The sequence below is a fragment of the Candidatus Ornithobacterium hominis genome, from assembly GCF_900538215.1.
In the GTDB taxonomy this organism is placed as follows: domain Bacteria; phylum Bacteroidota; class Bacteroidia; order Flavobacteriales; family Weeksellaceae; genus Ornithobacterium; species Ornithobacterium hominis.
The window spans coordinates 1-25,088 of the sequence record NZ_UNSD01000004.1; the positions used below are offsets into that span (position 1 = coordinate 1).

23 protein-coding genes, 3 tRNA genes and 1 other RNA gene are annotated in these 25,088 nt (G+C 36.1%); 17 read left to right on the forward strand and 10 right to left on the reverse strand.

All coding sequences use genetic code 11. From position 1 onward, the window contains the following. The first annotated feature begins 429 nt into the window (after positions 1-429). Positions 430-1,461 (forward strand): FISUMP domain-containing protein, encoded by a 1,032-nt coding sequence (locus D5J18_RS03775; RefSeq protein ID WP_119057701.1) that lies wholly within the window; start codon positions 430-432, stop codon positions 1,459-1,461. Between the two features lie 213 nt (positions 1,462-1,674). Further along, positions 1,675-3,090 carry an alkaline phosphatase gene (locus tag D5J18_RS03780; protein WP_119057702.1) on the forward strand — a complete coding sequence of 472 codons (1,416 nt, stop codon included), beginning with the start codon at positions 1,675-1,677 and terminating at the stop codon, positions 3,088-3,090. Positions 3,091-3,214: 124 nt separating this feature from the next. Here the strand turns inward: D5J18_RS03780 and D5J18_RS03785 are convergent, their stop codons facing one another. Then, a complete protein-coding gene (locus D5J18_RS03785; RefSeq protein WP_119057703.1) occupies positions 3,215-3,790 on the reverse strand; it encodes a superoxide dismutase family protein in 576 nt (191 codons plus the stop codon). Positions 3,791-4,144: 354 nt separating this feature from the next. Between D5J18_RS03785 and D5J18_RS03790 the strand changes: the two genes are divergently transcribed. Beyond that, positions 4,145-5,011 (forward strand): sigma-70 family RNA polymerase sigma factor, encoded by an 867-nt coding sequence (locus tag D5J18_RS03790; protein ID WP_119057704.1) that lies wholly within the window; start codon positions 4,145-4,147, stop codon positions 5,009-5,011. Between the two features lie 76 nt (positions 5,012-5,087). Here D5J18_RS03790 and D5J18_RS03795 read toward each other — a convergent pair whose 3' ends face one another. Further along, positions 5,088-6,074 (reverse strand): glycosyltransferase family 9 protein, encoded by a 987-nt coding sequence (locus tag D5J18_RS03795; RefSeq protein WP_221407268.1) that lies wholly within the window; start codon positions 6,072-6,074, stop codon positions 5,088-5,090. Positions 6,075-6,086: 12 nt separating this feature from the next. Beyond that, positions 6,087-6,509: a SufE family protein gene (locus tag D5J18_RS03800; RefSeq protein ID WP_119057706.1), complete on the reverse strand. Its 423-nt coding sequence runs from the start codon at positions 6,507-6,509 to the stop codon at positions 6,087-6,089. 68 nt (positions 6,510-6,577) lie between these two features. On the opposite strand from D5J18_RS03800, the gene rnpB reads away from it, so the two are divergent. Beyond that, positions 6,578-6,898, forward strand: an RNA gene (gene rnpB, locus D5J18_RS03805) — RNase P RNA component class A. A 60-nt stretch (positions 6,899-6,958) separates the two neighbouring features. Here rnpB and D5J18_RS03810 read toward each other — a convergent pair. Both D5J18_RS03810 and D5J18_RS03815 read right to left on the reverse strand, forming a co-directional pair. After that, positions 6,959-8,032: a TlpA family protein disulfide reductase gene (locus D5J18_RS03810; RefSeq protein WP_119057707.1), complete on the reverse strand. Its 1,074-nt coding sequence runs from the start codon at positions 8,030-8,032 to the stop codon at positions 6,959-6,961. 28 nt (positions 8,033-8,060) lie between these two features. Further along, positions 8,061-8,918, reverse strand: coding sequence for an acyl-CoA thioesterase (locus tag D5J18_RS03815; protein ID WP_119057708.1), 858 nt, complete (start codon positions 8,916-8,918; stop codon positions 8,061-8,063). A gap of 68 nt (positions 8,919-8,986) precedes the next feature. Here D5J18_RS03815 and D5J18_RS03820 point away from each other — a divergent pair, with 68 nt between their 5' ends. Then, positions 8,987-9,466 (forward strand): hypothetical protein, encoded by a 480-nt coding sequence (locus D5J18_RS03820; protein ID WP_119057709.1) that lies wholly within the window; start codon positions 8,987-8,989, stop codon positions 9,464-9,466. A gap of 73 nt (positions 9,467-9,539) precedes the next feature. Here the strand turns inward: D5J18_RS03820 and D5J18_RS03825 are convergent, their stop codons facing one another. The 4 genes from D5J18_RS03825 to D5J18_RS03840 are packed head-to-tail and all read right to left on the reverse strand — an operon-like array spanning position 9,540 to position 12,529. Further along, the gene (locus D5J18_RS03825) at positions 9,540-10,469 is read right to left on the reverse strand and encodes a ribonuclease Z (RefSeq protein ID WP_119057934.1); all 930 of its coding nucleotides are present in this window, start codon (positions 10,467-10,469) and stop codon (positions 9,540-9,542) included. A gap of 2 nt (positions 10,470-10,471) precedes the next feature. Continuing rightward, positions 10,472-11,128 (reverse strand): phosphatidylserine decarboxylase family protein, encoded by a 657-nt coding sequence (locus D5J18_RS03830; RefSeq protein WP_119057710.1) that lies wholly within the window; start codon positions 11,126-11,128, stop codon positions 10,472-10,474. Then, positions 11,125-11,946, reverse strand: coding sequence for a phosphatidate cytidylyltransferase (locus D5J18_RS03835; RefSeq protein WP_119057711.1), 822 nt, complete (start codon positions 11,944-11,946; stop codon positions 11,125-11,127). The genes D5J18_RS03830 and D5J18_RS03835 overlap by 4 nt, the downstream gene beginning before the upstream one ends. After that, on the reverse strand, positions 11,939-12,529 hold the full coding sequence (locus D5J18_RS03840; protein WP_119057712.1) for a hypothetical protein: 591 nt from the start codon (positions 12,527-12,529) through the stop codon (positions 11,939-11,941). The genes D5J18_RS03835 and D5J18_RS03840 overlap by 8 nt, the downstream gene beginning before the upstream one ends. A 242-nt stretch (positions 12,530-12,771) precedes the next feature. On the opposite strand from D5J18_RS03840, the gene D5J18_RS03845 reads away from it, so the two are divergent. The 6 genes from D5J18_RS03845 (at position 12,772) to D5J18_RS03880 (ending at position 17,475) form a co-directional block, all read left to right on the forward strand. Beyond that, positions 12,772-12,855, forward strand: a tRNA-Ser gene (locus D5J18_RS03845). An 18-nt stretch (positions 12,856-12,873) separates the two neighbouring features. Next, positions 12,874-12,948, forward strand: a tRNA-Pro gene (locus D5J18_RS03850). A 54-nt stretch (positions 12,949-13,002) separates the two neighbouring features. Then, positions 13,003-13,075 (forward strand) — tRNA-Lys (locus D5J18_RS03855). Between the two features lie 787 nt (positions 13,076-13,862). Beyond that, entirely contained in the window at positions 13,863-15,368 is a 1,506-nt protein-coding gene (locus D5J18_RS03865) for a sulfatase (RefSeq protein WP_221407269.1), read from the forward strand. 554 nt (positions 15,369-15,922) lie between these two features. Next, positions 15,923-16,861, forward strand: coding sequence for an FISUMP domain-containing protein (locus D5J18_RS03875; protein WP_119057716.1), 939 nt, complete (start codon positions 15,923-15,925; stop codon positions 16,859-16,861). 281 nt (positions 16,862-17,142) lie between these two features. After that, on the forward strand, positions 17,143-17,475 hold the full coding sequence (locus D5J18_RS03880; protein ID WP_119057717.1) for a phosphoribosylpyrophosphate synthetase: 333 nt from the start codon (positions 17,143-17,145) through the stop codon (positions 17,473-17,475). A gap of 92 nt (positions 17,476-17,567) precedes the next feature. Here the strand turns inward: D5J18_RS03880 and D5J18_RS03885 are convergent, their stop codons facing one another. After that, positions 17,568-18,767: a type IX secretion system plug protein gene (locus D5J18_RS03885; RefSeq protein ID WP_119057718.1), complete on the reverse strand. Its 1,200-nt coding sequence runs from the start codon at positions 18,765-18,767 to the stop codon at positions 17,568-17,570. Between the two features lie 122 nt (positions 18,768-18,889). Between D5J18_RS03885 and D5J18_RS03890 the strand changes: the two genes are divergently transcribed. Genes D5J18_RS03890 through nqrF form a run of 6 tightly spaced genes read left to right on the forward strand, consistent with a single transcriptional unit; the run spans position 18,890 to position 25,009 of the window. Next, positions 18,890-20,242, forward strand: coding sequence for a Na(+)-translocating NADH-quinone reductase subunit A (locus D5J18_RS03890; protein ID WP_119057719.1), 1,353 nt, complete (start codon positions 18,890-18,892; stop codon positions 20,240-20,242). 13 nt (positions 20,243-20,255) lie between these two features. Beyond that, positions 20,256-21,491 (forward strand): NADH:ubiquinone reductase (Na(+)-transporting) subunit B, encoded by a 1,236-nt coding sequence (locus D5J18_RS03895; protein WP_119057935.1) that lies wholly within the window; start codon positions 20,256-20,258, stop codon positions 21,489-21,491. A 1-nt stretch (position 21,492) separates the two neighbouring features. After that, positions 21,493-22,260, forward strand: a complete 768-nt coding sequence (locus D5J18_RS03900) for a Na(+)-translocating NADH-quinone reductase subunit C (protein WP_119057720.1) — start codon at positions 21,493-21,495, stop codon at positions 22,258-22,260. Between the two features lie 3 nt (positions 22,261-22,263). Beyond that, complete coding sequence (locus D5J18_RS03905) at positions 22,264-22,917, forward strand: NADH:ubiquinone reductase (Na(+)-transporting) subunit D (RefSeq protein ID WP_119057721.1); 654 nt, start codon at positions 22,264-22,266, stop codon at positions 22,915-22,917. Positions 22,918-22,928: 11 nt separating this feature from the next. Beyond that, a complete protein-coding gene (nqrE, locus tag D5J18_RS03910; protein ID WP_119057722.1) occupies positions 22,929-23,669 on the forward strand; it encodes an NADH:ubiquinone reductase (Na(+)-transporting) subunit E in 741 nt (246 codons plus the stop codon). Between the two features lie 2 nt (positions 23,670-23,671). Continuing rightward, positions 23,672-25,009, forward strand: coding sequence for an NADH:ubiquinone reductase (Na(+)-transporting) subunit F (gene nqrF, locus D5J18_RS03915; protein WP_119057723.1), 1,338 nt, complete (start codon positions 23,672-23,674; stop codon positions 25,007-25,009). Positions 25,010-25,088 lie beyond the last annotated feature (79 nt).

The window sequence follows — 25,088 nt, forward strand, 5'->3', positions numbered from 1 at the left end:
GCCTCAAAAAAAAATAAATTTGCGTAATTCAAAAACGTAAAATACATTTGCGGGCAGGTTGAGAAGAGAAAAATCTCAACGAAAAATTTTAACAAAAAAATAACGAAATTTTAACAAATGAAATTTGTGAGTTTCAAAATAAAGTGTAAACACACACACACACAAGTAATGAGCTAAACAACTCATTATCAGCTACTTATAATAATTTTTTGCTTCCCTTCGGGAGCGAACCGCAAAGCCGTGCAAGAAAATCTTGTGCGGTTTTTCTATTTTCACCTGTGTGAAAGTAGTAATTTCTTCAAAAAGAAGAGCCTCACGGGTTGGGGCTCTTTCTAAATGAAGAAGCAAAAAAAGTTGAATAAAAAACAGCAAAAATTCAATGAAGAAAAAGAATAAATCAATAAAATATTAATCAAAAAATTAAAATAAATGAAGAAATTATTACTTTCTTTTGTTGTATTGCCAGGGGCCTTAGCCACCGCTCAGGTGGGCATTAACACAGATACTCCACAGGCGACATTAGACATCAGCGCAAAGGGCAACCAAGAAGGTGACTTGCGCATAGAAGGTGTTAAGGAGGAAATATCTACCCAATGGCTTTTAGTTTGGAATGAAAAAGACCAAAAGGTGAAGCGCACAAGCCTCTCAGACCTCAAATGGGAATTAGCAAATGAGGATAAAATAAAGCACATCCGAGATAATCAGCCAGACAGAGCAGATGATATCATCAAAAAAATCAAACAATGTGCACCAGAAAACATACTTTTTGATAAGCACTTTGGTGACGGCAAGCATGATTTTGTGTATTGCGCTACAACTGTAACTGAAACTGCTACTAATTATAATAAAACATGGCTCAACCTCAACCTTGGAGCAGAATACGCCAACATCCATAGTTCTCATTTTGACCCTACCGTTAATAAAGTTAATAAAACAGACGACGAAGCTGCCAATGAAGATGATAAAACCTACGGTTCATTATACCAATGGCAGAGAGCGAGTGATGGGCATGAGTTTAGGGGGGCAGAAACTACCACAACACAAGCCCAAGATTGGAGAAATGCTGGCAGTTCAGCGTTTATTAAAGGAAACTATAACTGGGTAGACGGAAGTGAAAATGCATCAGGTGCAGATTTAAGGTTGTGGCAAGCAGGAGGATATAATAACCCTTGTCCGTCTGGTTACCATGTTCCGACTGTGCAGGAGTGGCAGCAATTACTCAATGCTGTAGGAAGTCAAATGTATACACAGACTAAGTTGCCAAACCTTGCAGCTGCTGGCTACCATCTCTATAACAATGGTTCACTGAGCGACAGTCGTTCTAGCGGGTACTACTGGAGTAGCTCTTCTGAAGGCAGTAACAGCGCTCACAGCATGAACTTCGACAGGAGCTACAGCGGTGTGAACAGCTACGGCCGAGCTTACGGGGCCAGCGTGCGTTGCATTAAAGATAATAATTAAAAAGTAGCGTATAAAGAGAAAACAGGCGTGGTTTAAGCCAGTGTTTACTCATGGCGTTAAAAAATAAAAAGCGAGCTCAGATTTGTAAATTAGAGCTCGCTTCTTTTGTTCATTCAGTTATGCTTTAGTTTTCATTTAAATGAGATTTAAACAAAATTATAATATTCAGTTAAGCGAAAAACCTTTACATTTGTCATAAATAAATTTTTAGGCATGAAAAGGAGAGAATTCTTTAAAAACTCGTCTTTGCTTGGGCTTGGGGCTTTTTTCTTGGGAGCAGAAAGCTTAAAATCAAATACAATCAGAGAAGAATTTAGGCATAAAAAAACCAAGAACATTATCTTCATGGTGAGCGATGGCATGAGTTCTGGTACGCTGGCAATGAGCGATATTTATAGCAAAAGAATTTTAGGAAAACCATCAGCTTGGCTGGGGGCATATCAAGATGATTTGATGCAAAGAGGGTTGATGGATATGGCTTCTAAGACGTCTATTGTTACAGATTCTGCTGCAGCGAGTTCTTCTTGGGGAGGGGGGCATAGAGTCCCCAACGGGAACCTGAATATTGGCGCCAAAGGCGAAGAATATGAACCAATCTTGCAAAAATTTAAAAAAGCGGGGAAAAAAGTAGGTTGCGTTACCACTGTGCCCATTACGCACGCCACGCCAGCAGGATTTTGTGTGAATATAAAGTCTAGAAGCGACCAAGCGGCTATTGCAGAGAAGTATGCTACGCTAGATTTTGATGTGATGATGGGCGGCGGGCAAAAATATTTTGACCCTAAGTTTAGAAAAGATAAAAAAGATATGTACGCGGTCTTTACAAAGAAAGGCTATCACGTGGCAAAAAATAAATCTGAGATGCTGAAGGCTCAGCCAAACCAGAAGTTATTAGGTGTTTTCACCGAAGATTCATTGCCGTATTCTGTAGATGCTAAAACTTTGGGCACAGATAAAACTACGCCTAACTTATTGGATTTGACGCAAAAAGCTATAGAGCAAATGAAATCACATAGCAATGGTTTTGTATTGCAGGTAGAGGCAGGCAAAGTAGACTGGGCGGCGCACGGCAATGATTTTGCTGCTCTGTTATTTGATCAGTTAATGTTTGATTCTTGTGTGAATCACGTATTGGATTTTGCTAAAAAAGATGGAAATACGCTAGTCGTAATAACCTCTGACCACGGGAATGCAAATCCTGGTTTGGTGTACGGGAAAGGCGTAGACCCGCTATTTGATAACACGGTGAGCATCAAGCATTCTAATGATTGGATTTTGCAAGGAATCAGAACCGATGCTACCGAAAAAGAAATCATAGACCGCTTGTATGAAAATTCTGGGAATATGAAAATTTCAACCGAACACGCCAAAGAAATCATAGCCTACTACAAAGATGTGCAAGCCGAAGATGGAATCTATAACCCGAAGCATTTGCCTTTCCTGTTGCTATCTAAAATGCAGTATGAGCACTTCCACGTGGGTTGGAACAGCATGAATCATACCTCTGACTACACAGAATTGGCGATGTATGGGCCAGGAAGTGAACATATGAAATCATTTATGCGAAACGACCAAATGCATAATTTCCTACTGAAAGTAGCAGAAGTGGATATGCTGAATAAAGCATAAAATTTTTTAAGCCTTAAAAAAATTGAAATCATAAATTATATGATAAAACAAAAGCCTTTAGAAATTTAATCTAAAGGCTTTTGTTTGAGGCTAAAAAAATATTAGAATATATTATTTAATAACCTTATTTAATAACCCCACAAGCAATACGATCTCCAGCAGCTCCAGATGGCTGAGATGTAAAATCATCCGCTTTTGCATGGATGATAACTGATTTTCCTCTCAATCCATTTTCTGCATTTTCTTCTAAAGTCCACTTATCTGTTGTAAAGACTAAGGTTGATTTACCTTCTGCATCAGCAACTAAATTACCGATGTCACCGTAGTGAAAATCACCTTCGCCCCACTTCCCGTGGTCATCTCCAGTAGGATTCCAGTGCCCGCCAGCAGAAGAACCATCATCGGCAGAGCAATCACCGTTTTCATGAATATGAATGGCATGTTCACTGCCTTTCAATCCTGTAACATCTACTTTCAGGGTCACTTCGTTGCCACTTTGCGTAAAGGTTGCACTCCCAGCCACAGAACTTCCGCTTTTGGAAGATAAAGGAACGATAACTTCAGAAACGACTCCCATTTCGGAATCCTCTGACGGTGCAACTATCTCACTGTCAGTATTTTGAGTTTCATTTTTTTTCTCACAAGACTGCACTGCAAAAATCATGGATGCTAAGCTTATTCCTAAAACAAGTTTTTTCATAATTTTGATATTTTAGCTTAATTTTCACAAATATTATACCATCACCTCATTATGATTTTTCTATTTGATGAAAAAAGTAAAATTTGTTAGAATATTTTTTTAAGGAAGAATTTATTTTAGAATTCAAAAAAATATTCTGAGATAAAACTTGCCTCTTAAAATTAAAAAAAATCATTCGAGTTTTAACTAAAAGTTAACATTAAAGCTTGTAACATTTTACTACGCTGTTACGTACTAGCTAATAGAGCAAGAGCTAAAAATAAATAGGAAAGTCTTGTCTACAAATTTACCAAAGTATTTTTGGTAAATCAATAGTTATCTATAAGTTTAAAAAAAAAAGTTTTAAAAAAATATATGCGGCAACTAAAAATTACCAAACAGGTTACTAATCGTGAAACAGCTTCTCTAGATAAATATTTACAGGAAATAGGTAAAGTTGATTTGATTACAGCAGAGGATGAAGTGGAATTGGCTCAGCGAATCAAGGCTGGAGATAAAATTGCTTTAGAAAAATTGACAAAAGCGAATTTGAGGTTCGTTGTTTCCGTAGCAAAACAGTACCAAAATCAAGGTTTGAGTTTACCAGATTTGATAAACGAAGGAAATTTAGGGCTCATCAAAGCAGCTCAGCGATTTGATGAAACGCGTGGTTTTAAATTTATTTCGTACGCCGTTTGGTGGATTCGTCAATCTATTTTGCAGGCGTTGGCAGAACAATCTAGAATTGTACGTTTGCCGCTCAATAAAATTGGTTCCATCAATAAAATTAATAAGGCTTATGCTTCGCTAGAGCAGGAACATGAGCGGGCTCCATCGGCAGAAGAGATTTCAGACCAATTGGATATGACTGAAGATGATGTAAAAGAATCAATGAAAAATAGTGGGCGTCACGTTTCTATGGATGCTCCATTGGTGGAAGGTGAAGATTCTAATTTGTACGACGTTTTACGCTCTGGGGAATCGCCTAATCCTGATAGGGAATTGCTTAACGAGTCGCTTCGTATTGAAATTGAAAGAGCGTTGAAAACTTTGACCCCGAGAGAAGCTGATTTGATTCGCTTGTATTTTGGGCTCAATGGCGAGCACCCAATGACCCTAGAAGAAATCGGTGAAGCTTTTGATTTAACACGTGAACGCGTCCGTCAAATTAAAGAAAAAGCCATCCGAAGATTAAAACACACTTCAAGGAGTAGAATTCTGAAAACCTATCTTGCGAGATAATTTTAATTTTTTATATTAATAAAAAGCCGTTTTGGGAATTTCAAGGCGGTTTTTTTTTGATGAAATTTCTAAAGCCTTAAAAAAAAATTAGATTAAAGATTGTTCTAGAGAAAGATAATTCATTCATGCAGGCTAAATCTCCACGCCAGCAGGTTTTGTTGCCAAAAACTGAGCAAGGGCGACAGCTTAGATTCTCTAATTGCACAACATCTTTCATCGATTGCCCGTAGCCCAAAAAACCTAAGTACGGATGCGTGGCTCCCCACACGGAGATGACGCGCGTCCCGACCAAGGAAGCTAAATGCATATTTGCACTATCCATACTGATGACAAATTTCAGTCCTGCCATCAGTTCCAAATCTTCTTTGAAACTTTGTTTACCAGCTAAATTTTCTACCTTTGGCTGAACCAAAGTATTTAGAATTTCCTCATCTTCTTTTCCTCCAAGTAAATAGACCTGATGATTTTGTGCCAAATGAGCTACAATTTCTTTCATTTTTTCTAGAGGGAATTGCTTTTCTTCATGTTTAGCCAAGGGAGCAATGCCTACTCCGTCTTTCAAAGCATTGGGATAACCTAAGAAATTTTGTAATTCAAAATTTAAAGGGACATCACATCCCAATTCTTCAAAAACTTGAGCATATCGTGTACAGGTATGAATCAGCGGTTTCAGCTCTTTGTCATCTTTTTGAGTTAGTAATTTTTTCTCAGCCCTACCTTTGTCTATATAAGCAGTAGGCGTACCTAGAGTGCTGAAAATACCACGTAAAAACTGTGTTCGCAAAACGGAATGTAAATCAGCTACTGCATCAAACTCTAAATTAAAATGCTGCCGATAAAACCGCACTAAACCTAAGATTCCCCGATGCTCTTGTTTTTTATCAAAATCGATTAAATTTAAGCGTTCATGCACTGGGAAAAAAACGTGAAAAGCTTTGGGCGTAGCAAAAGTGATTTTCACTTCTAAGTTATTCTTCAATACTGAATCAATCACGGGTACGCACATTGCGACATCACCAATGGAAGAAAAACGTAGTGCTAAGATGTGAAAATTTGGGTTCAAAATTTATGTTTTTTAATTCCTTTTAGCATCAAAAGCAATGGCGTAGAATTTAATCTGCTTTATCATCGCTAGTAATCCGTTGGCACGCGTAGGAGACAAGAATTCCTGCAAACCAATTTTTTCTATAAAATCTTCGTTGCTTTTTAAAATTTCTTGTGGCGTTTGCCCAGAATAAATTTGCACTAACAGAGCTGCAATTCCTTTAGGCAAAATGGCATCACTATCAGCCTTATAGAAGACTTTATCTCCCTTGTATTCAGATGCTAACCAAACATTGCTTTGGCAGCCTTTCACTAAATTTCCTTCTTTTTTTTCTTCTTCGCTGAGTTCGGCTAAATCTTTCCCTAAATCAATCAGATGCTGATAGCGCCCTTCCCAATCATCAAAAAAAGAAAAATCTTGTACAATATTATCTTGAATTTCTTGAATTTTCATACTGCAAAGATAACGACTTGATTTGAAATTTTTTAAGCCTTAAAAAATTGAATAAAAATTTCATACATTTGTGTCGCCATCTTGTCGCACGTGGTGAGTTAGCTGCGTGAGGAAAGTCCGGACACCATAGGGCAGCACAGCGGGTAACGCCCGCCCAGTTGATTATAAGCTGAGGACAAGTGCAACAGAAAGCAAGTACAGTACGGCTGTAGTGAAATCAGGTAAACTCTGTGCGGTGAAATGCTATGTATATCGGCTGAAAAGGGTTGCCCGCCCGATGCCGAGGGGTGAGCAGATAGAAATTTGCAGTAATGTGAATTCCAGATAAATGACAAGACGTTTTAAGCAATTAAGACTGACAGAATCCGGCTTATCGGCATTTTTTTTTAAATGAAAAAACTCAGCTAATTAGTTTTGCTGAGTTTTTTTTACATTTTTTCTGAGTTTTATTAAATTTCCAAAGCGTTTAATTTTTCTCTCAATTTTCCACCACTTGGTCTTGGTGCATCTGGGTCGATGATTTTCCCATCGGGACCGATGAGAATAAATCTTGGAATGCCTTGAATTTCTAAATCTTTTATAAAGTTACTCTTCCATGCTGCTCCATCAAAAATCTGAATTCCTTTCAATTCTTTTTCTCGCACAAAATTCTTCCAAGTTTCCTTGTCTGAAGCTTCATCGATAGAAAGGCTTACAAATTCAATGTTTTTACCACGGTATTCTTCTTCAATTTTCTTTAAATCAGGAATTTCAGCCTTGCACGGTCCGCACCAAGTGGCCCATACATCGACATAAATGTATTTACCTGAGAAGTCAGAAAGACGATATTTTTTGCCGTTGATATCTTCTCCTGAAAAAGAAGGCGCTGGCTTACCAGTAAATTTATTAGCGATTTCTTTTTTACGCTGGTAATATTTTTTTAATCCTTCTAAGCCTAATTCGTATTGTTCTTTTGAATCTGTAACGAATTTTTGGTCTAAATTAGGATATTTTTCAATCAGCTGAGCAAAATTTGCTTTCATTCCCTCCAATTTTTTGCTGAAAGCGGCTTCATCTAGTGCAAAGTCTTCTTCTGCAATGGCTTTTTCTTGCATCAGTGTAGATGCGATGACAAAATTACTTTTATCTACAATGTTACCTTCTCCTTCAAATTTTAAAGTTTCATCAAATTGCGGATAGTCTGAGGTCAGGTATAATGGATTTCCATTTTTCAAGAAAACGGTAGCATACTCGTCTCCAATTTTAATTTGGTACGGCCCCTCAGCTGGGATTCTTAGCGTATCATGAAAAACTCCGTCGGGTTGCATTTTTATCAATTTTTGGTATTGATGCTGCGGATTTCTTATCAAAACGCTATCTACTGGCACCTCCAAATTAGAAATTTGACCGTGAATTAATGCGTAATCTGCTTTTTCTGGCAAAGTGGGACGCTGTGCAGAAATTTCTTCCTCTGTTGTTGTTTTTTCTTTTTTACAGCCGAAGCAGATTAAACTAGCCATGACTAAGATGAATATTTTTTTCATTTTATTTAATTTAAAGATGTCAAAGATATTATTTTTTTATTCTTAATAAACCTTCTTGTGCTACAGATGCTATTAAATCTCCATTTTCCCCAAAAATTTTAGCTTGGGTAAAGCCTCTTGCATTGGCAGCGGAGGGACTATCAATCACGTAGAGAAACCACTGATTGATGTCAAATTCACGGTGAAACCACATAGAATGGTCTAGGCTAGCCATGATGATTTCTTCTTCGGCTAAATCTTTACCGTGGGCACGCGTTGCTGTTGGTAGTAAGTTGTAATCAGAAGCATACGCTAACACGCAGCGATTGAGCAAAGGGTTATTTTGCATTTCTCCATTGATTCTAAACCAAACTGACTGTTTCGGTTCAAGATTTTGTGGATCTGCCGGATTGTCAATTTGTGTAGGTTTGAAAGTTATGGGGCGATCTATGGACAAGAAATTCTCTATCTTGGGGGGCAAAAATCCCTTCAATTGTTCATAAATATCTGTCCAACTCAAAAGGTTTTCGTGACTTTCTGTCTCGGGCATTTCCATTTGATGCGAAACCCCATTTTCTTTTGACTGAAAAGAAGCGCTTAGAATAAAAATAATTTCTCCGTCCTGTTTAGCTAAAACACGGCGTGTACTAAAGCTACCTCCGTCGCGCACATTTTCTACTTCAAAAATTATTTTCCTGTCTAGTTGCCCTGGTAGGATAAAGTAAGAATGCAGCGAGTGACAAATTCGGCTAGCGTCCACTTCCTGAGACATAGCATATAAACTCTGAGCCAAAACTTGCCCACCAAAAACAATGGGACTACCAATAGAAATACTCGTACCTGTGTAGAGGTTTTTATCAATTTTATTCAGCTGAATGTGTTGCAAAAGGTCTTGTATGTTTTTCATCTTAATAAATATTTGTAATTGTTGGCATTTAATTTGTTAAAAACTATAAAAAAGTAAAATACGAATATATGAGAAAATTTATTTTAGGATTAAGTATTATTTCAATTTCTTTTTTAACCTCGTGTGACCCGAAAAACAAACAGCAAACTCCAAATAACCCAGTAGAGGAAGCTCAAATGGATACTTATAATGTGCCAGAACAATATCAAGGAAGCACTGGCGTGAAAGATAGCGAAAATAATAATTTAGAGGCAGAGGAAAATATTGAATTGAAAAAACAAGAATTTTATGGTTCTTTCAGTAGTGAATTCACACAAAAATTTGATTTTACAGTTTTGAACCCCAGCGAGTATAAATTTAGTTTAGTCACTCAAAATCAAGATATTAGCTATAAAGTGACTAAAAAAAATGGAGAAGAAATTATCGCTTCTACCAAGGCTGATGCTACAGCGAATTTAGCCCCAGGTGAATACCAAATTAATGCCGAGTTACCAGAAGCGAATGCAGCAAATAGAAAAGCTTCTGAGTTCAAAATTTTGATTAATTAATCGAGTTTTTCTTTCAAAAATTTTCTAAGCCTTTAAAATTTTAATGATTTTTATTTTAAGGCTTAGAAAATTTTCACAGCTTCTTTTGCGGAATAGAAATGCTTTCCAGCGTCTTGGGAAGGTACGTTTCAGCAAAGATTTCTTTAGCCTCATCTAGTAGCACTTGAGGGTTTTTATACCGATTGCTAAAATGCCCGATAATTAATTTACTTACCTGCGCTTGTTTTGCAATTTGTGCAGCTTGTTCTGCGGTGGAATGTCCAGTTTTTTTTGCTAAATTTTTTAAGGCTTTAGAAAATGTTGCCTCATGGTAAAGCAAATCAACATTTTCTATAATCGGAACTATTGCTGGGTGGTACATCGTATCTGAACAAAAAGCATAAGAGCGTGCTGGCTCAGGCGGGAAGGTCAATTTTGCACATGGTATGACTTCGCCATTCGCTCTCACAAAATCAAAACCTTGTTTAATTTTATAATAATCGCAGGTTTCAATTTCAGGAATTTGGAGAATGGCTTGCATATTTAAATGCCGTAAACCTTCTTTTTCCTGAATTAAAAATCCGTTGCAGTAAAACCGATGGCGGAGTGGAATCGTATAAACCTTTAGCTTTTTGTTCTCAAAAATTAATTCACTCACATCTGAATTTAATTCATGAAAAATTAATTCAAAGTTCTGATATGCATTGGTAAGACTAAGTTGATGATTGATGAAATCTTTAATCCCCACAGGTCCAAAGATTTCTAAAGATTTATTCCGCCCTAGCAGTTGCAATGTGCTGATGAGCCCTACCAAGCCAAAAACATGGTCGCCATGTAAATGACTTATAAAAATTTGGTTGAGCTTAGAAAACTTTGTTTTAGATTTTCTGATTTGTATTTGCGTTCCTTCGCCACAATCTATCAATAATGTAGTTCCTTTCACATCCACTAGCTGTGCCGTGGGATGTGAATGGGCTGTGGGGACGGCAGAGTTGTAACCTAAGATTGTGACATTAAAATCCAAAATCAATCTTTTAATTTTGCCAATACATCTACGCCGCCCTTGGTCACATCGCCTACCTTACAGAAAAACTCAGTATCTAAAGGTAAAAAAATGTCTAAACGAGACCCAAACTTGATGAAACCATATTCATGCCCAGCCTTAGCTTCGTCTCCTTTCTTGGCATAAATCACAATTCTACGTGCTACGGCACCAGCAATTTGGCGAAAAAGCACTTGTTGATTATTCTCGGCTTTTACAACCGTGGTTGTTCTTTCATTTAATTTAGATGATTTGGGATGAAAAGCGACCAGATATTTCCCTTTGTGATATTTGACATATTCTACCGTTCCCGAAACTGGGTATCGAGATACATGCACGTTTAACGGGCTCATAAAGATCGAAAGCTGATAAACTTCTTTTTTCAGAAATTCGTCTTCAAAGATTTTTTCTAAAGCTACAATTTTACCGTCTACTGGGGCTATAATTTCCAGTGGTTTACTAAAAGTTTCTCTAAGCGGATCTCTGAAGAAATAGACAATCAATCCGTAGAAAATCCATAATAAAAAAATGAGCGTTAGATTATAATAAAAAGGGATATAAAAGTAAAAAACCAAGCTTATGAATATGAATAAAATAGCAAATAAGCCTAAAATACTTCTCCCTTCTCGATGAATTTTCATAAATTTTCAATTAAAAAGTAAAAATAAAAACCTATAGCGGATAAAAAAAAACTATCTAAACGATCTAGAAAACCTCCATGCCCCGCAAGTAAGGTCCCGCTATCCTTTACTCCAAAAACTCTTTTGAGCTTCGACTCCGCTAAATCGCCTACTGGAGCCAAAATAGCTACAATTGTGGACATTACTATCCAATTTCCCCTCATCGCTGAGAAAAAATATTCAAAAGCAACACCTGCTAATATGACTGAAAATACACCCCCAGCCAAGCCTTCCCAAGTTTTGTTTTGACTAATTTTAGAAAGTTTAGTCTTACCCCATAAATTCCCGAAAACATAAGCCATGGTATCACTTAGCCAAAGTAAGATAAAAAAAGCTAATAAGGGTGTTAGTGAAAGGTTCCCAACAAATTCTGATTCTCTCCCTGTTTGAATGAATAAAGCAAATGGCAAACAAAGGTAAACGACGGTAAAAATCAATTTAGAACTATCAAAAGCCAATTCCATAGGTCTTCTAAAAATGATAAAGTAGGCCGCTACACATAATATAAATGGTAAATAAGATGTGATGGTGTAAGCCGACGGATAAATGCCTGAGAAAAATTTAGAAGAAAAATGATAAAGTAAATACGCACATAGAGCCCCCGTTAAGATGACCATGTATTTTCCTTCAAACTGAAGCAGCTTTACTAATTCCCAAAAACAAAATAAGAAAAACAACGTGAAAATAGCAACAAACCCGTAGGGAGAAATCGTCGTAGCAAAGATGATTACAAAGACATAGATTATTCCTACAAAGCTTCGTGACAATAGTTTATCCATTTTCTACCAATAATAAATAAATCTCTTGAGCAGATGGAATTTCATTAAGCTCATTTGCATCAATTCCACCAATAGTCGTAATGCTGGGATGGAAGTCGCCCGAATTTTTTCGATTGATAATTTGCATTGCCTCCGTCAAATTTTTTTTGATTTGTTGCGGCGTAGCGTAAATGATAAAGGCATCACACAGCTCCTTAATTTTCCGTCCGCCCGTATGGTTGCTGGAAATCATCACAGAGCCATTGTAAGCAATCAAGCCTTCACATTTTATAAAGTTAGCATCTGCCGTTGCCGAGGGGTAATCAATAAAATTAGCATGGATAGCAGTCAGCATACCCTGTAGTTTTCGGTCATAGCAAATTAAACGACTAATATTGGTGTTTTTTAAAATTTCTTGTAGATACACTTGAGCTTCTTTTTTATTTTCGCAGTAAAAAAAGTGCCCGCCTCCTTTGTTAAAATAATCTGCAAATTGCTCATCAAGTGGGATTTTTTTAGGATATGAAATATCAATTTCTTCATCAGGAATTTCCTGAGAAGGCGGCTGAAGCAGTGACTTTAGTTTATCCCAAAAATTTGCCATACGGCGCTAATTTAAAGATTTTTTTTATCTAAAGAATAAAATATAGCTAAATTAAGTAAAATAAAAAATATGACCTTAAGTATATTTTAATATAGCACTAAGCGTAGACAACAGGTAAAAGCCTATTTATTAGTTAATAACTAGGCCGATAGAAAAGCCGATAAAAGTCATTTCAAAAAAATATAAAGAATATTTTGGGAAAAATAAAAATCATTATATATTTGCATTCTCATTGAAATAAAGGAGAGGTGCCGGAGTGGTAACGGAGCAGATTGCTAATCTGTCGGCGGGAAACCGTCGCCTGGGTTCGAGTCCCAGTCTCTCCGCGACAAAGAATTTACATTCGGGATGTAGCGTAGCCCGGTCATCGCGCCTGGTTTGGGACCAGGAGGTCGCAGGTTCGAATCCTGCCATCCCGACTTTTAAAAAACATTGCCTTCATCAGCAATGTTTTTTAAAATTATTTTTTGGAGGGTCGCGTAGCTCAGTTGGTAGAGCAGTTGACTTTTAATCAATTGGTCGCAGGTTCGAATCCTGCCGCGATCACAATTTTGAGTTTATTAGCTCAGTACATTGCCTTTGCTGTAACTTAGGCACCTGCTTAATTAAGGTGTTTTTACAGCTTTATCACTGCTTTTGCCACCAAATTTATTATTGATGGCATTTATTTTTTTGTGATTAATATCTCTACCCAATGATATGTGCTACTATTTAAAATAGCTTTCAAAAACGTTGAATTTTTTTACCATTTTTCATTCTTATTTCTTCGGTAAAAAGGAAAAAGTTTTCGCTTGTCTGTTTAATTAATTGATATACAAATAAATGCAGTATTTTTTTATAATTCTGCGAGTAAGCTTTTCTTTTTAATTCATAATGCACAGCAGGTTTATCTTTTAGGTTATTAATGATTGTCTTAAGCACAAAATTATTGGGCTATAGAATTGAGTGAATGAAGCTATTTTTTTTAAGCCTTAGAAAATAGGTGAAGAAACTAAACTAGCAAATATTTAGTTGATAAATTGAGAGTTAACTCTCAGAAAATCAATGATTACCAATGGATTACTAATAGATTGCCAATCCTTAAAAATTTTTTAAGCCTTTAAAAAAAACGAATAGATCAATGAGAAGATGTTTTCTTGCTCAGCCTTTCAATATATTTTTCTCGCTGATATGAAGGCTTATGAATAGAAACAGATGCAAAGAGATTTATTTGATTTATTTATGTGCAAAATATTCTCATTTTATAGTATATTACGGATGTTTAAAGGAAGAAATAATGTTATTTAATTTAAATTGGTTAAGTCAAAAAATTAAAAAGGGAAAAATTTCTATATTGATTATTTTGAATGGTATACTTAACTCTCAGGCTCAAGAAAAGCCAAATATTGTTTTGTTTTTAGTAGACGATATGGGGTGGCAAGATACTTCTGTGCCTTTTGCCTCTAGACAAACACTATTAAAACAAAAATATCATACACCAAATATGCAGCGATTAGCTGAGCGAGGGATGAAATTTACAAATGCTTATGCCACACCCGTTTGTAGCCCGACAAGGGTGAGCCTGATGACGGGTTTAAATGCTGCGCACCATAAGGTTACAAATTGGACTTTTAAAAAAAATCAATTAGTAGATGAGAAAGATAGTATTTTAACCCCTCCTCACTGGAATGTGAACGGCATGTCGCCTGTGGATTCCATTCCTCGGACTGTTTATGCTAAGCCTTTACCCACATTATTGAAAAAACAAGGTTATTTCACCATTCATATTGGTAAAGCCCATTTTGGTGCTATAGACACGCCTGCAGAAAATCCCTTGAATATAGGTTTTGATGTGAATGTTGGAGGACATGCAGCGGGGAGCCCATCCACTTATTTAGGTGAAAAAAATTATGGAAATGCTAAGGGTCAATATTCGCCTCCGTGGGGAGTTCCAAATTTAGAAGAGTTCCATGGGACGAAGGTCTTTTTGACGGAGGCTTTAACTCAAAAAGCGATTGATGCATTAAGTCAGCCTATTCAAGAAAAAAAACCTTTTTTCCTTTATATGTCACATTATGCGGTGCATGTGCCTTTAGATAAAGATGATAGGTTTTTGCAAAAATATTTAGAGAAAGGATTGGATGCAGAAGAAGCTAAGTATGCGGCTTTGGTTGAAGGGATGGATAAAAGTTTAGGAGACATCATGGATTTTCTGGAAAAGAAGAATTTGGAGAGAAATACCGTGATTATTTTTATGAGCGATAATGGAGGTTTAGCACTTTCTCCTCCACGTGGAGGTGAGGCTTTCACTCAAAATCTGCCGTTGAAATCGGGCAAAGGCTCTCTGTATGAAGGCGGAATACGTGTGCCAATGATTGTAAAATGGCCGAACCTTATTGAACCAAAATCAGAATCTAGTCAATACATCATGATTGAAGATTTTTTTCCTACTATTTTAGAAATTTCTGGTTTAAAAAATTATGAATCAGTGCAAGAGATTGATGGAATTAGTTTTTTCCCTCTTTTGAAAAATTCAGCTTTAAAAAACGATTATAGAAAACTAATTTGGCATTTCCCCCATAAATGGATTCCCACAGATGCGCCAGGAATAAACTATAAATCGGCTATAAGGCAGGGTGACTGGAAGTTAATTTATGACATGAAATCTGAGAAAAAAGAATTGTATAATCTAAAAAAAGATATTGGTGAGGAAAATGATTTATCACAAAAATACCCAGAAACTGTTAATCACCTGTCTCAGCTGCTAGGCGAGCAGTTAGAAAAATGGAATTCCCAGATGCCATTTAACAAAATCAAAAACAAAGTAGTGCCTTATCCGCATCAAGTTTTAAATGATTGATTAAAAACTTTATTCACTTTATCATTCAGCTTTGAATGTAATTTAAAGAAATTCACCCTTGTGTATCTGATAAATAAATTTGATTGTAAATAAGTTAAATACATGAGCGACTTCCTTCATCTCATCAATTAAAACAAATTTGCATAATTCAAAAACGTGAAATACATTTGCGGGCAGGTTGAGAAGAGAAAAATCTCAACGGAAAGTTTTAACAAAAAAATAACGAAATTTTAACAAATGAAATTTGTGAGTTTCAAAATAAAGTGTAAACACACACACACACACACACAAGTAATGAGCTAAACAACTCATTATCAATAACTTATAATAATTTTTTGCTTCCCCGCGGGAGCGAACTACAAAGCCGTGCAAGAAAATCTTGTGCGGTTTTTCTATTTTCACCTGTGTGGAAGTAGTAATTTCTTCAAAAAGAAGAGCCTCACGGGTTGGGGCTCTTTCTAAATGAAGAAGCAAAAAAAAGTTGAAAAAAACAGCAAAAATTTAATTAAGAAAAGAATAAATCAATAAAATATTAACCAAAAAAATAAAAATAAATGAAGAAATTATTATTTTCTTTAGCCGTATTATCAGCGGTTGCGGTCACTGCTCAGGTGGGCATTAACACAGATACTCCAGAGGCGACATTAGATATTCGTGCTAAAGAAGACCAAAAAGGAGACCTGCGCATAGAAGGTGTTGAGGAGGGAAAATCTACCCAATGGCTTTTAGTTTGGGATGAAAAAGATAATAAGCTGGTGAAGCGTACAAGTCTTTCAGAGATTAAAAGAGAAATATTGAATGAGATAAGGATAGATTATATTCGCAAGAAGCAGCCAGGCAGAGCAGGGGATATCATCAATAAAATCAAGCAATGTACGCCAGAAAACATACTTTTTGATAAGCACTTTGGTGACGGCAAACATGATTTTGTGTATTGCGCTACAACTGTAAGCGAGGGCAGCTACAATAAAACATGGCTCAACCTCAACCTTGGGGCAGAATACGCCAATATAAATAGTCCTCATTTTAACCCTACCGTTAGTAAAACAGGCGAAGCTATCCACGACGACGATAAACTCTACGGTTCATATTACCAATGGCAGCGAGCGAGTGATGGGCATGAGTTTAAGGATTCACAAACTACCCCTGACAAAGCTCCAAGTTGGATAGACACAGGCGAATCAGCAGGGAAGTTTATTACTTCTAGCGATGGTCATTGGGTAGCTAATTATTCATCAAGCTATAACTTGTGGCAAGCAGGAGGAGATAATAACCCTTGCCCGTCTGGTTACCATGTTCCGACTGCGCAGGAGTGGAAGGAATTAATCAATGCTGAAGGAACTTATCAATATCAAGTGTATACACAGGATAAGTTGCCAAACCTTGCAGTTGCTGACTCCCGTAAGTATCATGATGATGAGCTGGACAACGAGGATTCTCACGACTTCTACTACCGAGCTAGCGGGATGAGCGTGCGTTGTGTTAAGGATTAAAGCTTTTTAGCCCTCTGTAAGGAGGGCTATTTTTTTATAGCTTTTTTTAGTTTAATGCTTTTTATTTCGTTAAAAATTTTATTAAGAAATTAAGGCTACAAAAAGTCTTGGAGCTTAGAAATCTTGTGTAATTATCATATTATCAGTTAGCCTTAAGTGTGGTAAATTTTAGCTGTTTGCATCACTTATTCTACTAAATTAAAAGGGATAATGGGTTTGAAAGCAACTTTCGCCCTTTTCAAGGTATAGTTTTTGATTTAAATCTTCTTAAAATTAAAATAATGAATTTACAAGATTTAAGAAAGTTTGATACTGTAGTGGAAGCACAGGCAGCTTTGAGAGAAAGTGGCTATGCGGAAGAGTTTGATACAAAGGAAGGCAAAGTTTACGCTCTTTCTAGTCAGAAAGAATATCAGCCCGAGGAGTTAAAAATTGTTGCCGATGCACGTTTTGAAGGAATGTCAAATCCTAGTGATAATATGGTGCTGTATGTGATAGAGGCTAAAGATGGAGTAAAGGGAACAATGTTGGATAATATGGGAGGTTCAGAGTCGGCACAAGACCCAGAATTGCTTAAAAAAATCCCGATGGATAAAAATGAAGATTCTAAATAGAATCTAAGCAGCCTTTAAATGGAAAGGAGTTTCTTGTGAGGGACTCCTTTTTTTTGAGATTTAAAATTTTTTAAGGCTTAAAAAATTTATCGTTACTTGGCTTGAGAAAATCCTTCTCCAAACCCCACGGCTAAATCATAGCGGCTACCCCACGGGCGGTAATATAAAATTGCACTATATTCGTTCTCTGTTTCCCAAAAAGATCCAGTGATTTTTTCTGGTTTCAAAATTTCATTTTCCACCAAGGCAAAACTATAGTTGTAGTAGCCTTGCTTCAGTAGGCGGTCGCAGACCCAATAGCCGCTAGTGGAATCGTAGATTAAGTAATCATCTTCGGTGCATTCAAAATTGTTAAACGCTCCAAAAACACAAATTTTGGAGCTTGAAGATAAATTTGGCGCATCGAGAGCAAAGTGAACGCGCGTGTAGTCGGCTTGGGTGTCGGGGGAGAGCTCTTGATTTCCTTTAAAAACTCGTGGGTAAAAATCTCCATTAATATCAGGACGATCTAGGTATGGTAAATCAGGATTAAATTTGATGGGGTGTAAAATTGTTTGGGTAATGCTGTCTTTTATAATATTTTCGGTAGTTAGACCTGCAATATTTAAATTTTTAGTGTCAAAAAATTGATATTCTACCCCTCCTTGGAAGCGTAAATGATTTTGTACAAATTGCATTTGATGATTTTGTAGAAAAGAAGCATCATGCAGAATTAAATGATTATTCAGGTTATTATTTTTATAAATCCATAACTGGTAATCTTGCGTTTTGGTGAAATCCATTTTCTGTGAATTTACCAAGGCTTCAATTTTTTGATTAGCTCCGTCAGCATGCGGGAACCGATCGACTTTTAAACCAATAGAAGCAAGGTTTTCGTAGACGATAAAACGACGAGAGAAAAGCGCTTTACCGTTGTTTAAAACTTCAATTTTATAATTTCCACTCATTGTAATTTTAAAATCACGGTTAGGAATTTCTAATCGGTAATGGGTATAATTTTGTCGTGTATTAAAGGAATGCTGGTAATCTCTAATTCGATTGGATAAAAAACCAGTCGAAAACTCTGAGTCAAAAGCATTGCTTTTCTTCCAACGGGCATCATAGCGTGTGATTTTGTAGGAGAACTGGGTAGAAGTTTGATTTAGAATGTCAAAAGATAAAATCATTTTTTGATTGATTTCCATCACAGGGTTTGAATCGTTTCTTTGAGTGTTTATCAGACGAATCGTAGCAACAGATTGAGCGTGCAAGAAAGATAAACCACAGAATAATAAAAGTAAGTACTTATACATAAGAGGTAAAATTAAATTATTTTTTTTAAGTCTTAATAAAATTTGCAAAAAAATAGCGGCTGGGGTTTTTTGTAGATGACAGAATAAATGTATTTTTGTGCAGAATATTGTAATTTTTTAAGATGTCCAAAGACATAAGAATTAGCAAAGGTTTAGATATTAAGTTAGTAGGAGCGGCTCTGCCAGAGATTTCTACAGCGCCTTTTTCTAAGGAATTTGCGCTAGTCCCTAAAAATTTTCATGGTATTACGCCACGTTTGATTAAAAGAGAAGGCGATTTAGTAAAAGCGGGAGAAGCAGTTTTCCATTCTAAAATTAATGAGAAAATTGTATTTCCTTCGCCAGTTTCTGGTGTGGTGAAAGAAGTGAGGCGAGGAGCCAAGCGTGTGATTTTAGATATTTTGATAGAACCTAGCGGAAGTCAAGAGTCTGTTTTGCACGAGGTTCAGGGAATTGAGCAAAAATCAGCTGAAGAAATTAAGGATTTACTGCTAAAAGCGGGAGTGTGGCCTTTTATCAAGCAAAGACCTTATGATGTGATAGCGAATCCAGAAGATGAGCCGAGAGATATTTTCATTTCAGGGTATAATTCTGGGCCATTGGCAGCAGAGGTTGAAGTGTTGTTAAAAGATAAAAAAGAATTCTTACAGAAAGGAATTGACGTTTTGTCTAAATTAACTAGCGGTAAAATCCATTACACTCTAAATGGTAAAGGAAATTCTGACTTAGCGGATTTGGCTAATGTTGAAACTCACAAAGCTTATGGCCCTCATCCAGTAGGGAATGTGAGTACACAAATTGCAAAAGTTAATCCCATTAATAAAGGTGAAAAGATTTGGGTGGTAAAACCTGAAGATGTAGCTGTAATAGGAGAATTGGCAATTACAGGGAAAGTTAATTTTGAAAAAATTGTAGCTGTGAACGGCGGTCAGGTGCAAAACCCTCATTATGTAAGAACAATTTATGGGTCAAAGATTTCCGATGTAGTTTCAGGATTTGATTTTGTGAGTGATAATAATAGATTTATTCAAGGAACGCCTATCAGCGGAGAGAAATCTTCGTTAGATGAATACCTTGGTTTTTATACCAATCAGGTTTGTGTGCTAGAAGAAGGAGATGACTATGCATTCTTTGGCTGGACTTTACCTCAGTCTAATAAATTCAGTGTTTTGAGGGCAAATATGTTTTCTTTTTTAACACCAAATAAGAAGTATAATTTAACGACCAATACCAACGGGGAAGAACGAGCTTTTGTTTTAACGGGAGTTTATGAAAATGTATTTCCTTTAGATATTTACCCGATGCAATTGATGAAAGCTTGTCTTTATAATGATATAGATGAACTAGAAGGTTTGGGAATTTATGAAGTAGCACCAGAAGATTTTGCTCTAACGGAGTTTGTGTGTGTATCTAAACTTCCACACCAGCAAATCATCAGAAAAGGGCTTGATAATATGATAAGAGAGGTTGGTTAAATTACAAGAAAAAATGAGTTTAAAAAATAGTTTACATAATTTAAAAGAAAAATACAGAGGGACCAAAATATCTCCTGTATTCAACGCATTTCATACCTTTTTATATACGCCAAATATTGTTTCTGCAGACAGAGGTTCTCAGATTCATGACGCGTCAGATTTAAAGAGGGTAATGAATACAGTCATTATAGCTTTAATTCCATGCTTGCTTTTTGGGATATGGAATGCGGGCTACCAACATTTTTTGAATGACGCGGCTTACAACGTTCCTGTTCCTGGATTTTTAGATTCATTCAGCACAGGAATGGCTTGGGATTACATTTGGATAGGCTTAAAGAAAATACTTCCCTTGCTTATTGTTTCCTACGGAGTTGGTTTAGGAGTTGAATTTTTGTTTGCTGCAATCAAAGGACATGAAGTAGAAGAAGGCTATTTGGTTACTGGCATGTTGGTGCCGTTGATTGTACCAATTGATTTGCCATTATGGATGTTAGCGGTAGCAGTAGCTTTTGGCGTTGTGATAGGGAAAGAGGTTTTTGGAGGTACAGGAATGAATATCCTAAATCCAGCCCTTACCATCCGTGCATTTTTATTCTTCGCTTACCCGACTTGGATGAGTGGAGATAAAGTATGGGTGCAAGGAGCTGTAGAAAGAACCAATGAAATTGCTGCTGGAGCTAATATTGATGCTATTTCGGGAGAAACCATCTTAGGTTCTTTAGCTCAAAATCACAGCATATCTTATAGTGTAATGGATATGTTTTTAGGTTTTATTCCTGGTTCCGTGGGTGAAACCTCTACATTGCTTATTCTTTTAGGGGCTTTGTATCTAATCTTTACTAAAGTAGGAAGTTGGAGGATTATATTGTCAACATTCTTAGGCGGAATAGTGATGGGATTAATTTTTAATTTTGCAGTAACAAGCGGATGGGTTGATGCAGGAAGTAAATTTTATGGATTGATGAGTACTCCTTGGTGGAAGCATTTATTACTTGGTGGATTTGCTTTTGGTGCGGTATATATGACAACAGATCCGGTGACAGCATCTCAAACGAATAAAGGAAAATGGATATATGGATTTTTAGCAGGTTTTATTGCTATTATGATACGAATTTTTAATCCAGCATACCCTGAGGGCGTAATGTTAGCAATTTTATTAATGAATGTATTTGCTCCTACGATTGATTATTATATCATTCAAGGAAATATTAAAAAACGTAAAAAAAGAATAAAGGTTAAAACAGCGTAAGATGGCAAAAAATACTGACAGTAACGTATATACAATTGTTTTTGCTGTTATAATGGTGGTAGTTGTAGGGGCTATATTGGCTTTTGTAGCATCATCTCTTAACGGTAAAATAAAAGAAAACGAAAGATTAGAGACTCAACAGAATATTTTATATGCGATGGGTGAAAATCAAGATGAAGAACCTTACACGGGGACAGGATCAGTAAACTTTATCCCAGCAGAAAAGGCGGAAACTGAATTTAAGAAATACATCAAGAAACAATATGTTTTGCAAGGAGATGAAATGAAAGAAGATCCTGAAGCATTTACCATTGATATCAAAAAAGAAGAAGAATTAGCAAAAAAAACAGACTACCAAAGAAGACTTCCTCTTTTCATTGGAGAGAGAGATAATCAAGAATTTTATATTATACCGATGAGAGGGAAAGGTTTGTGGGATGCTATTTGGGGTTATTTAGCTTTAAATAATGACTTGGAAGTGCAGGGCGTTTATTTCGATCACGCAAGTGAGACTCCAGGTTTAGGGGCGAATATTAAAGAACGCTATTTCATGGATGATTTTCATGGTGAAAAAATTCTTGATGAGAATAACAATTTAGAAGGAATTACTGTAGCAAAAGGAAATATGGACCCTCTAAATGAAAGAAAAGATGACTTTAAAGTAGATGCAATCTCTGGAGCGACTATTACAGGAGATGGTGTCACAGCAATGATTAATAACACATTAGATATGTACTTGCCATATCTTCTTAAATTATCAAAAAAATAAATTATGGCTTTATTATCAAAAAAGCACAGAGCTCTAGTCACAAATCCATTGAATGATGATAACCCTATCACGGTTCAAGTACTTGGGATTTGTTCGGCATTAGCGATTACAGCACAATTGAAGGCTTCGATTGTAATGGCGCTATCAGTTGTATTTGTGTTAGGAATGGGAAATGTTGTAATTTCTTTACTGAGAAATGTTATACCTTCTAAAATTAGAATTATAGTACAACTGGTAGTTGTAGCAGCACTAGTAATTATTGTAGACCAAGTTTTGAAAGCTTTTGCTTATGAGCTGAGCAAGCAACTTTCTGTATTTATTGGTTTGATTATTACCAATTGTATTATTATGGGACGTTTTGAAGCATTTGCTTTAGGTAATAAGCCTTGGGATTCATTTTTAGATGGGATAGGTAATGCGGCTGGGTATGGAATTATTCTAATTATTGTAGGTTTCTTTAGAGAACTTTTAGGTTCAGGAACATTATTAGGATACCCTGTATTAGGTGACCCTATACAGAAAACAGGCCTATATGCTTTGGGCTATGAAAATAATGGTTTCATGTTGTTATCTCCAATGGCATTAATAACTTTGGGTATCATCATCTGGATTCAAAGAATTAAAAATAAAAAACTAATTGAGAGCGAAACTCACTAATTTCATTAACAATGTTAGAACATATCGAATTATTTTTTAAATCCATATTTGTTAACAATATGGTATTTGCAACTTTTTTAGGAATGTGCTCTTACTTGGCAGTTTCTAAAAAAGTTTCGACCGCAGTTGGATTAGGTGCAGCCGTTATATTTGTATTAGCTGTTACAGTTCCAATGAACTGGCTTTTAGATCAATATGTATTAAGAGATGGAGCTTTAGCTTGGATAGGACCACAATTTGCAGATGTCAATTTAAGCTTTCTTTCATTCATTCTGTTTATTGCAACCATAGCAACCATGGTTCAGTTGGTGGAAATTATTGTAGAAAAATTTGCACCTTCTTTATATAACTCACTAGGTATTTTCTTACCTTTAATTGCTGTAAATTGTGCCATTTTAGGAGGCTCTTTATTCATGCAATCGAGAGATATTCCTTCTATAGGCTTAGCTTTCAACTATGGAATAAGCTCTGGAATTGGTTGGTTTTTAGCTATACTAGCCATTGCTGCTATACGAGAAAAAATAAGATATTCTCATGTTCCAGCTCCGCTACGAGGCTTAGGAATTACATTTATTACGACAGGATTGATGGCCATTGGATTTATGAGCTTTGGTGGAATGTTAACCAGTGATGGTAAAAAAACAGAAGTAGAAGAAAGTTCTGCTCAAATTCAAGAAAATAAAAATATTCATGAAGACAACGCTGAAAAAAGTAAAAACACAGCGTATGTTGATTTAAAAGAAAATAAATAACAATGAATTTATTACTTTATACATTTGCAGCAGCTTCAGCAGGAACGACTATATTGGCAGCAGTAGTTGCATTTTTAGTATTAATTTTATTTTTAGTAGGTATTTTATTATTTACAAAACAAAAATTAGCTCCATCAGGGCCTGTTCAAGTTACGATAAATGATAATGAAAAGATTACAGTCCCTTCAGGAGGGTCTTTATTGTCAACATTAGGAGAAAAGAAAATATTTTTACCCTCTGCATGCGGTGGTGGAGGTACTTGCCTTCAATGTGAATGCCATGTAGACGAAGGAGGAGGAGAAGCCTTACCTACCGAAACACCCCACTTCACAAGAAAAGAACTTCAGCAAGGAGCTCGTTTAGCGTGTCAAGTGAAAGTAAAACAAGACATGAAAATTAGAATTCCAGAAGAAATTTTTGGAATTAAAAAATTTAAAGCAAAAGTCGTTAGAAATTACAACGTAGCATCTTTTATCAAGGAATTTGTAGTTGAAATTCCAGAAGATATGGAATACAAGGCAGGAGGTTATATTCAAATTGAAGTACCTAAATGTACCATTCAATTCAAGGATATGGATATTACTGCCCACCCTGAAGATCATCCAGGAGAACCTGATAAATTTAAGATGGAATGGGATAAATTCGGTCTTTGGTCGCTTGTGATGAAAAATGATGAGGAAGGAGTGGAACGAGCTTATTCAATGGCTTCTTATCCTGCTGAAGGAAGAGAAATCATGCTGAATGTACGTATCGCAACACCTCCATTTGATAGAAAGAATAACAAATGGATGGATGTGAACCCTGGAGTTGCTTCCTCTTATATCTTTAGTTTAAAAGAAGGTGATGACTGTGTGATTTCTGGACCTTTTGGTGAATTCTTTATCAATGAGGATTCCGATTCAGAAATGATTTACATTGGTGGTGGAGCAGGAATGGCGCCGATGCGTTCACACCTTTATCAATTATTCCATACCTTAAAGACAAACCGAAAAGTATCTTATTGGTATGGAGGTCGGTCTAAAAGAGAACTTTTCTATGTGAGATATTTTGAGGATTTAGCTCAAAAATTTGATAATTTCAATTTTTATTTGGTACTATCTGAGCCTTTAGAAGAAGATAATTGGAAAGCTAAAAAGGATATTCATGACCAAGAAGGTGATGGTTTCGTAGGTTTTGTTCACCAAGCGCTGATAGATAATTATCTGAATCAACACGAAACACCAGAAGACGTAGAGTTTTACTTTTGTGGACCTCCATTGATGAATGATGCTGTCGTAAAGATGTGCGATGAATTTGGGGTACCAAAAGAGAATGTAAGATTTGATGATTTTGGAGGATAAAAAAATAAAAGGTGGTAAATAAAACCACCTTTTATTTTTTTAAGAATGAGATGATTTAAAAGCTTATTCACTTATTTTT

What these genes read in the sequence shown, in the direction of transcription:
- D5J18_RS03900 (WP_119057720.1), top strand. Translation starts at nt 21,493, where the DNA reads ATGGCAAAAAATACTGACAGTAACGTATATACAATTGTTTTTGCTGTT.
- D5J18_RS03840 (WP_119057712.1), bottom strand. Translation starts at nt 12,529, where the DNA reads ATGGCAAATTTTTGGGATAAACTAAAGTCACTGCTTCAGCCGCCTTCT.
- nqrE (WP_119057722.1), top strand. Translation starts at nt 22,929, where the DNA reads ATGTTAGAACATATCGAATTATTTTTTAAATCCATATTTGTTAACAAT.
- D5J18_RS03875 (WP_119057716.1), top strand. Translation starts at nt 15,923, where the DNA reads ATGAAGAAATTATTATTTTCTTTAGCCGTATTATCAGCGGTTGCGGTC.
- D5J18_RS03785 (WP_119057703.1), bottom strand. Translation starts at nt 3,790, where the DNA reads ATGAAAAAACTTGTTTTAGGAATAAGCTTAGCATCCATGATTTTTGCA.
- D5J18_RS03880 (WP_119057717.1), top strand. Translation starts at nt 17,143, where the DNA reads ATGAATTTACAAGATTTAAGAAAGTTTGATACTGTAGTGGAAGCACAG.
- D5J18_RS03895 (WP_119057935.1), top strand. Translation starts at nt 20,256, where the DNA reads ATGAGTTTAAAAAATAGTTTACATAATTTAAAAGAAAAATACAGAGGG.
- D5J18_RS03800 (WP_119057706.1), bottom strand. Translation starts at nt 6,509, where the DNA reads ATGAAAATTCAAGAAATTCAAGATAATATTGTACAAGATTTTTCTTTT.
- nqrF (WP_119057723.1), top strand. Translation starts at nt 23,672, where the DNA reads ATGAATTTATTACTTTATACATTTGCAGCAGCTTCAGCAGGAACGACT.
- D5J18_RS03830 (WP_119057710.1), bottom strand. Translation starts at nt 11,128, where the DNA reads ATGAAAATTCATCGAGAAGGGAGAAGTATTTTAGGCTTATTTGCTATT.
- D5J18_RS03810 (WP_119057707.1), bottom strand. Translation starts at nt 8,032, where the DNA reads ATGAAAAAAATATTCATCTTAGTCATGGCTAGTTTAATCTGCTTCGGC.
- D5J18_RS03820 (WP_119057709.1), top strand. Translation starts at nt 8,987, where the DNA reads ATGAGAAAATTTATTTTAGGATTAAGTATTATTTCAATTTCTTTTTTA.
- D5J18_RS03835 (WP_119057711.1), bottom strand. Translation starts at nt 11,946, where the DNA reads ATGGATAAACTATTGTCACGAAGCTTTGTAGGAATAATCTATGTCTTT.
- D5J18_RS03780 (WP_119057702.1), top strand. Translation starts at nt 1,675, where the DNA reads ATGAAAAGGAGAGAATTCTTTAAAAACTCGTCTTTGCTTGGGCTTGGG.
- D5J18_RS03885 (WP_119057718.1), bottom strand. Translation starts at nt 18,767, where the DNA reads ATGTATAAGTACTTACTTTTATTATTCTGTGGTTTATCTTTCTTGCAC.
- D5J18_RS03890 (WP_119057719.1), top strand. Translation starts at nt 18,890, where the DNA reads ATGTCCAAAGACATAAGAATTAGCAAAGGTTTAGATATTAAGTTAGTA.
- D5J18_RS03815 (WP_119057708.1), bottom strand. Translation starts at nt 8,918, where the DNA reads ATGAAAAACATACAAGACCTTTTGCAACACATTCAGCTGAATAAAATT.
- D5J18_RS03790 (WP_119057704.1), top strand. Translation starts at nt 4,145, where the DNA reads ATGCGGCAACTAAAAATTACCAAACAGGTTACTAATCGTGAAACAGCT.
- D5J18_RS03905 (WP_119057721.1), top strand. Translation starts at nt 22,264, where the DNA reads ATGGCTTTATTATCAAAAAAGCACAGAGCTCTAGTCACAAATCCATTG.
- D5J18_RS03775 (WP_119057701.1), top strand. Translation starts at nt 430, where the DNA reads ATGAAGAAATTATTACTTTCTTTTGTTGTATTGCCAGGGGCCTTAGCC.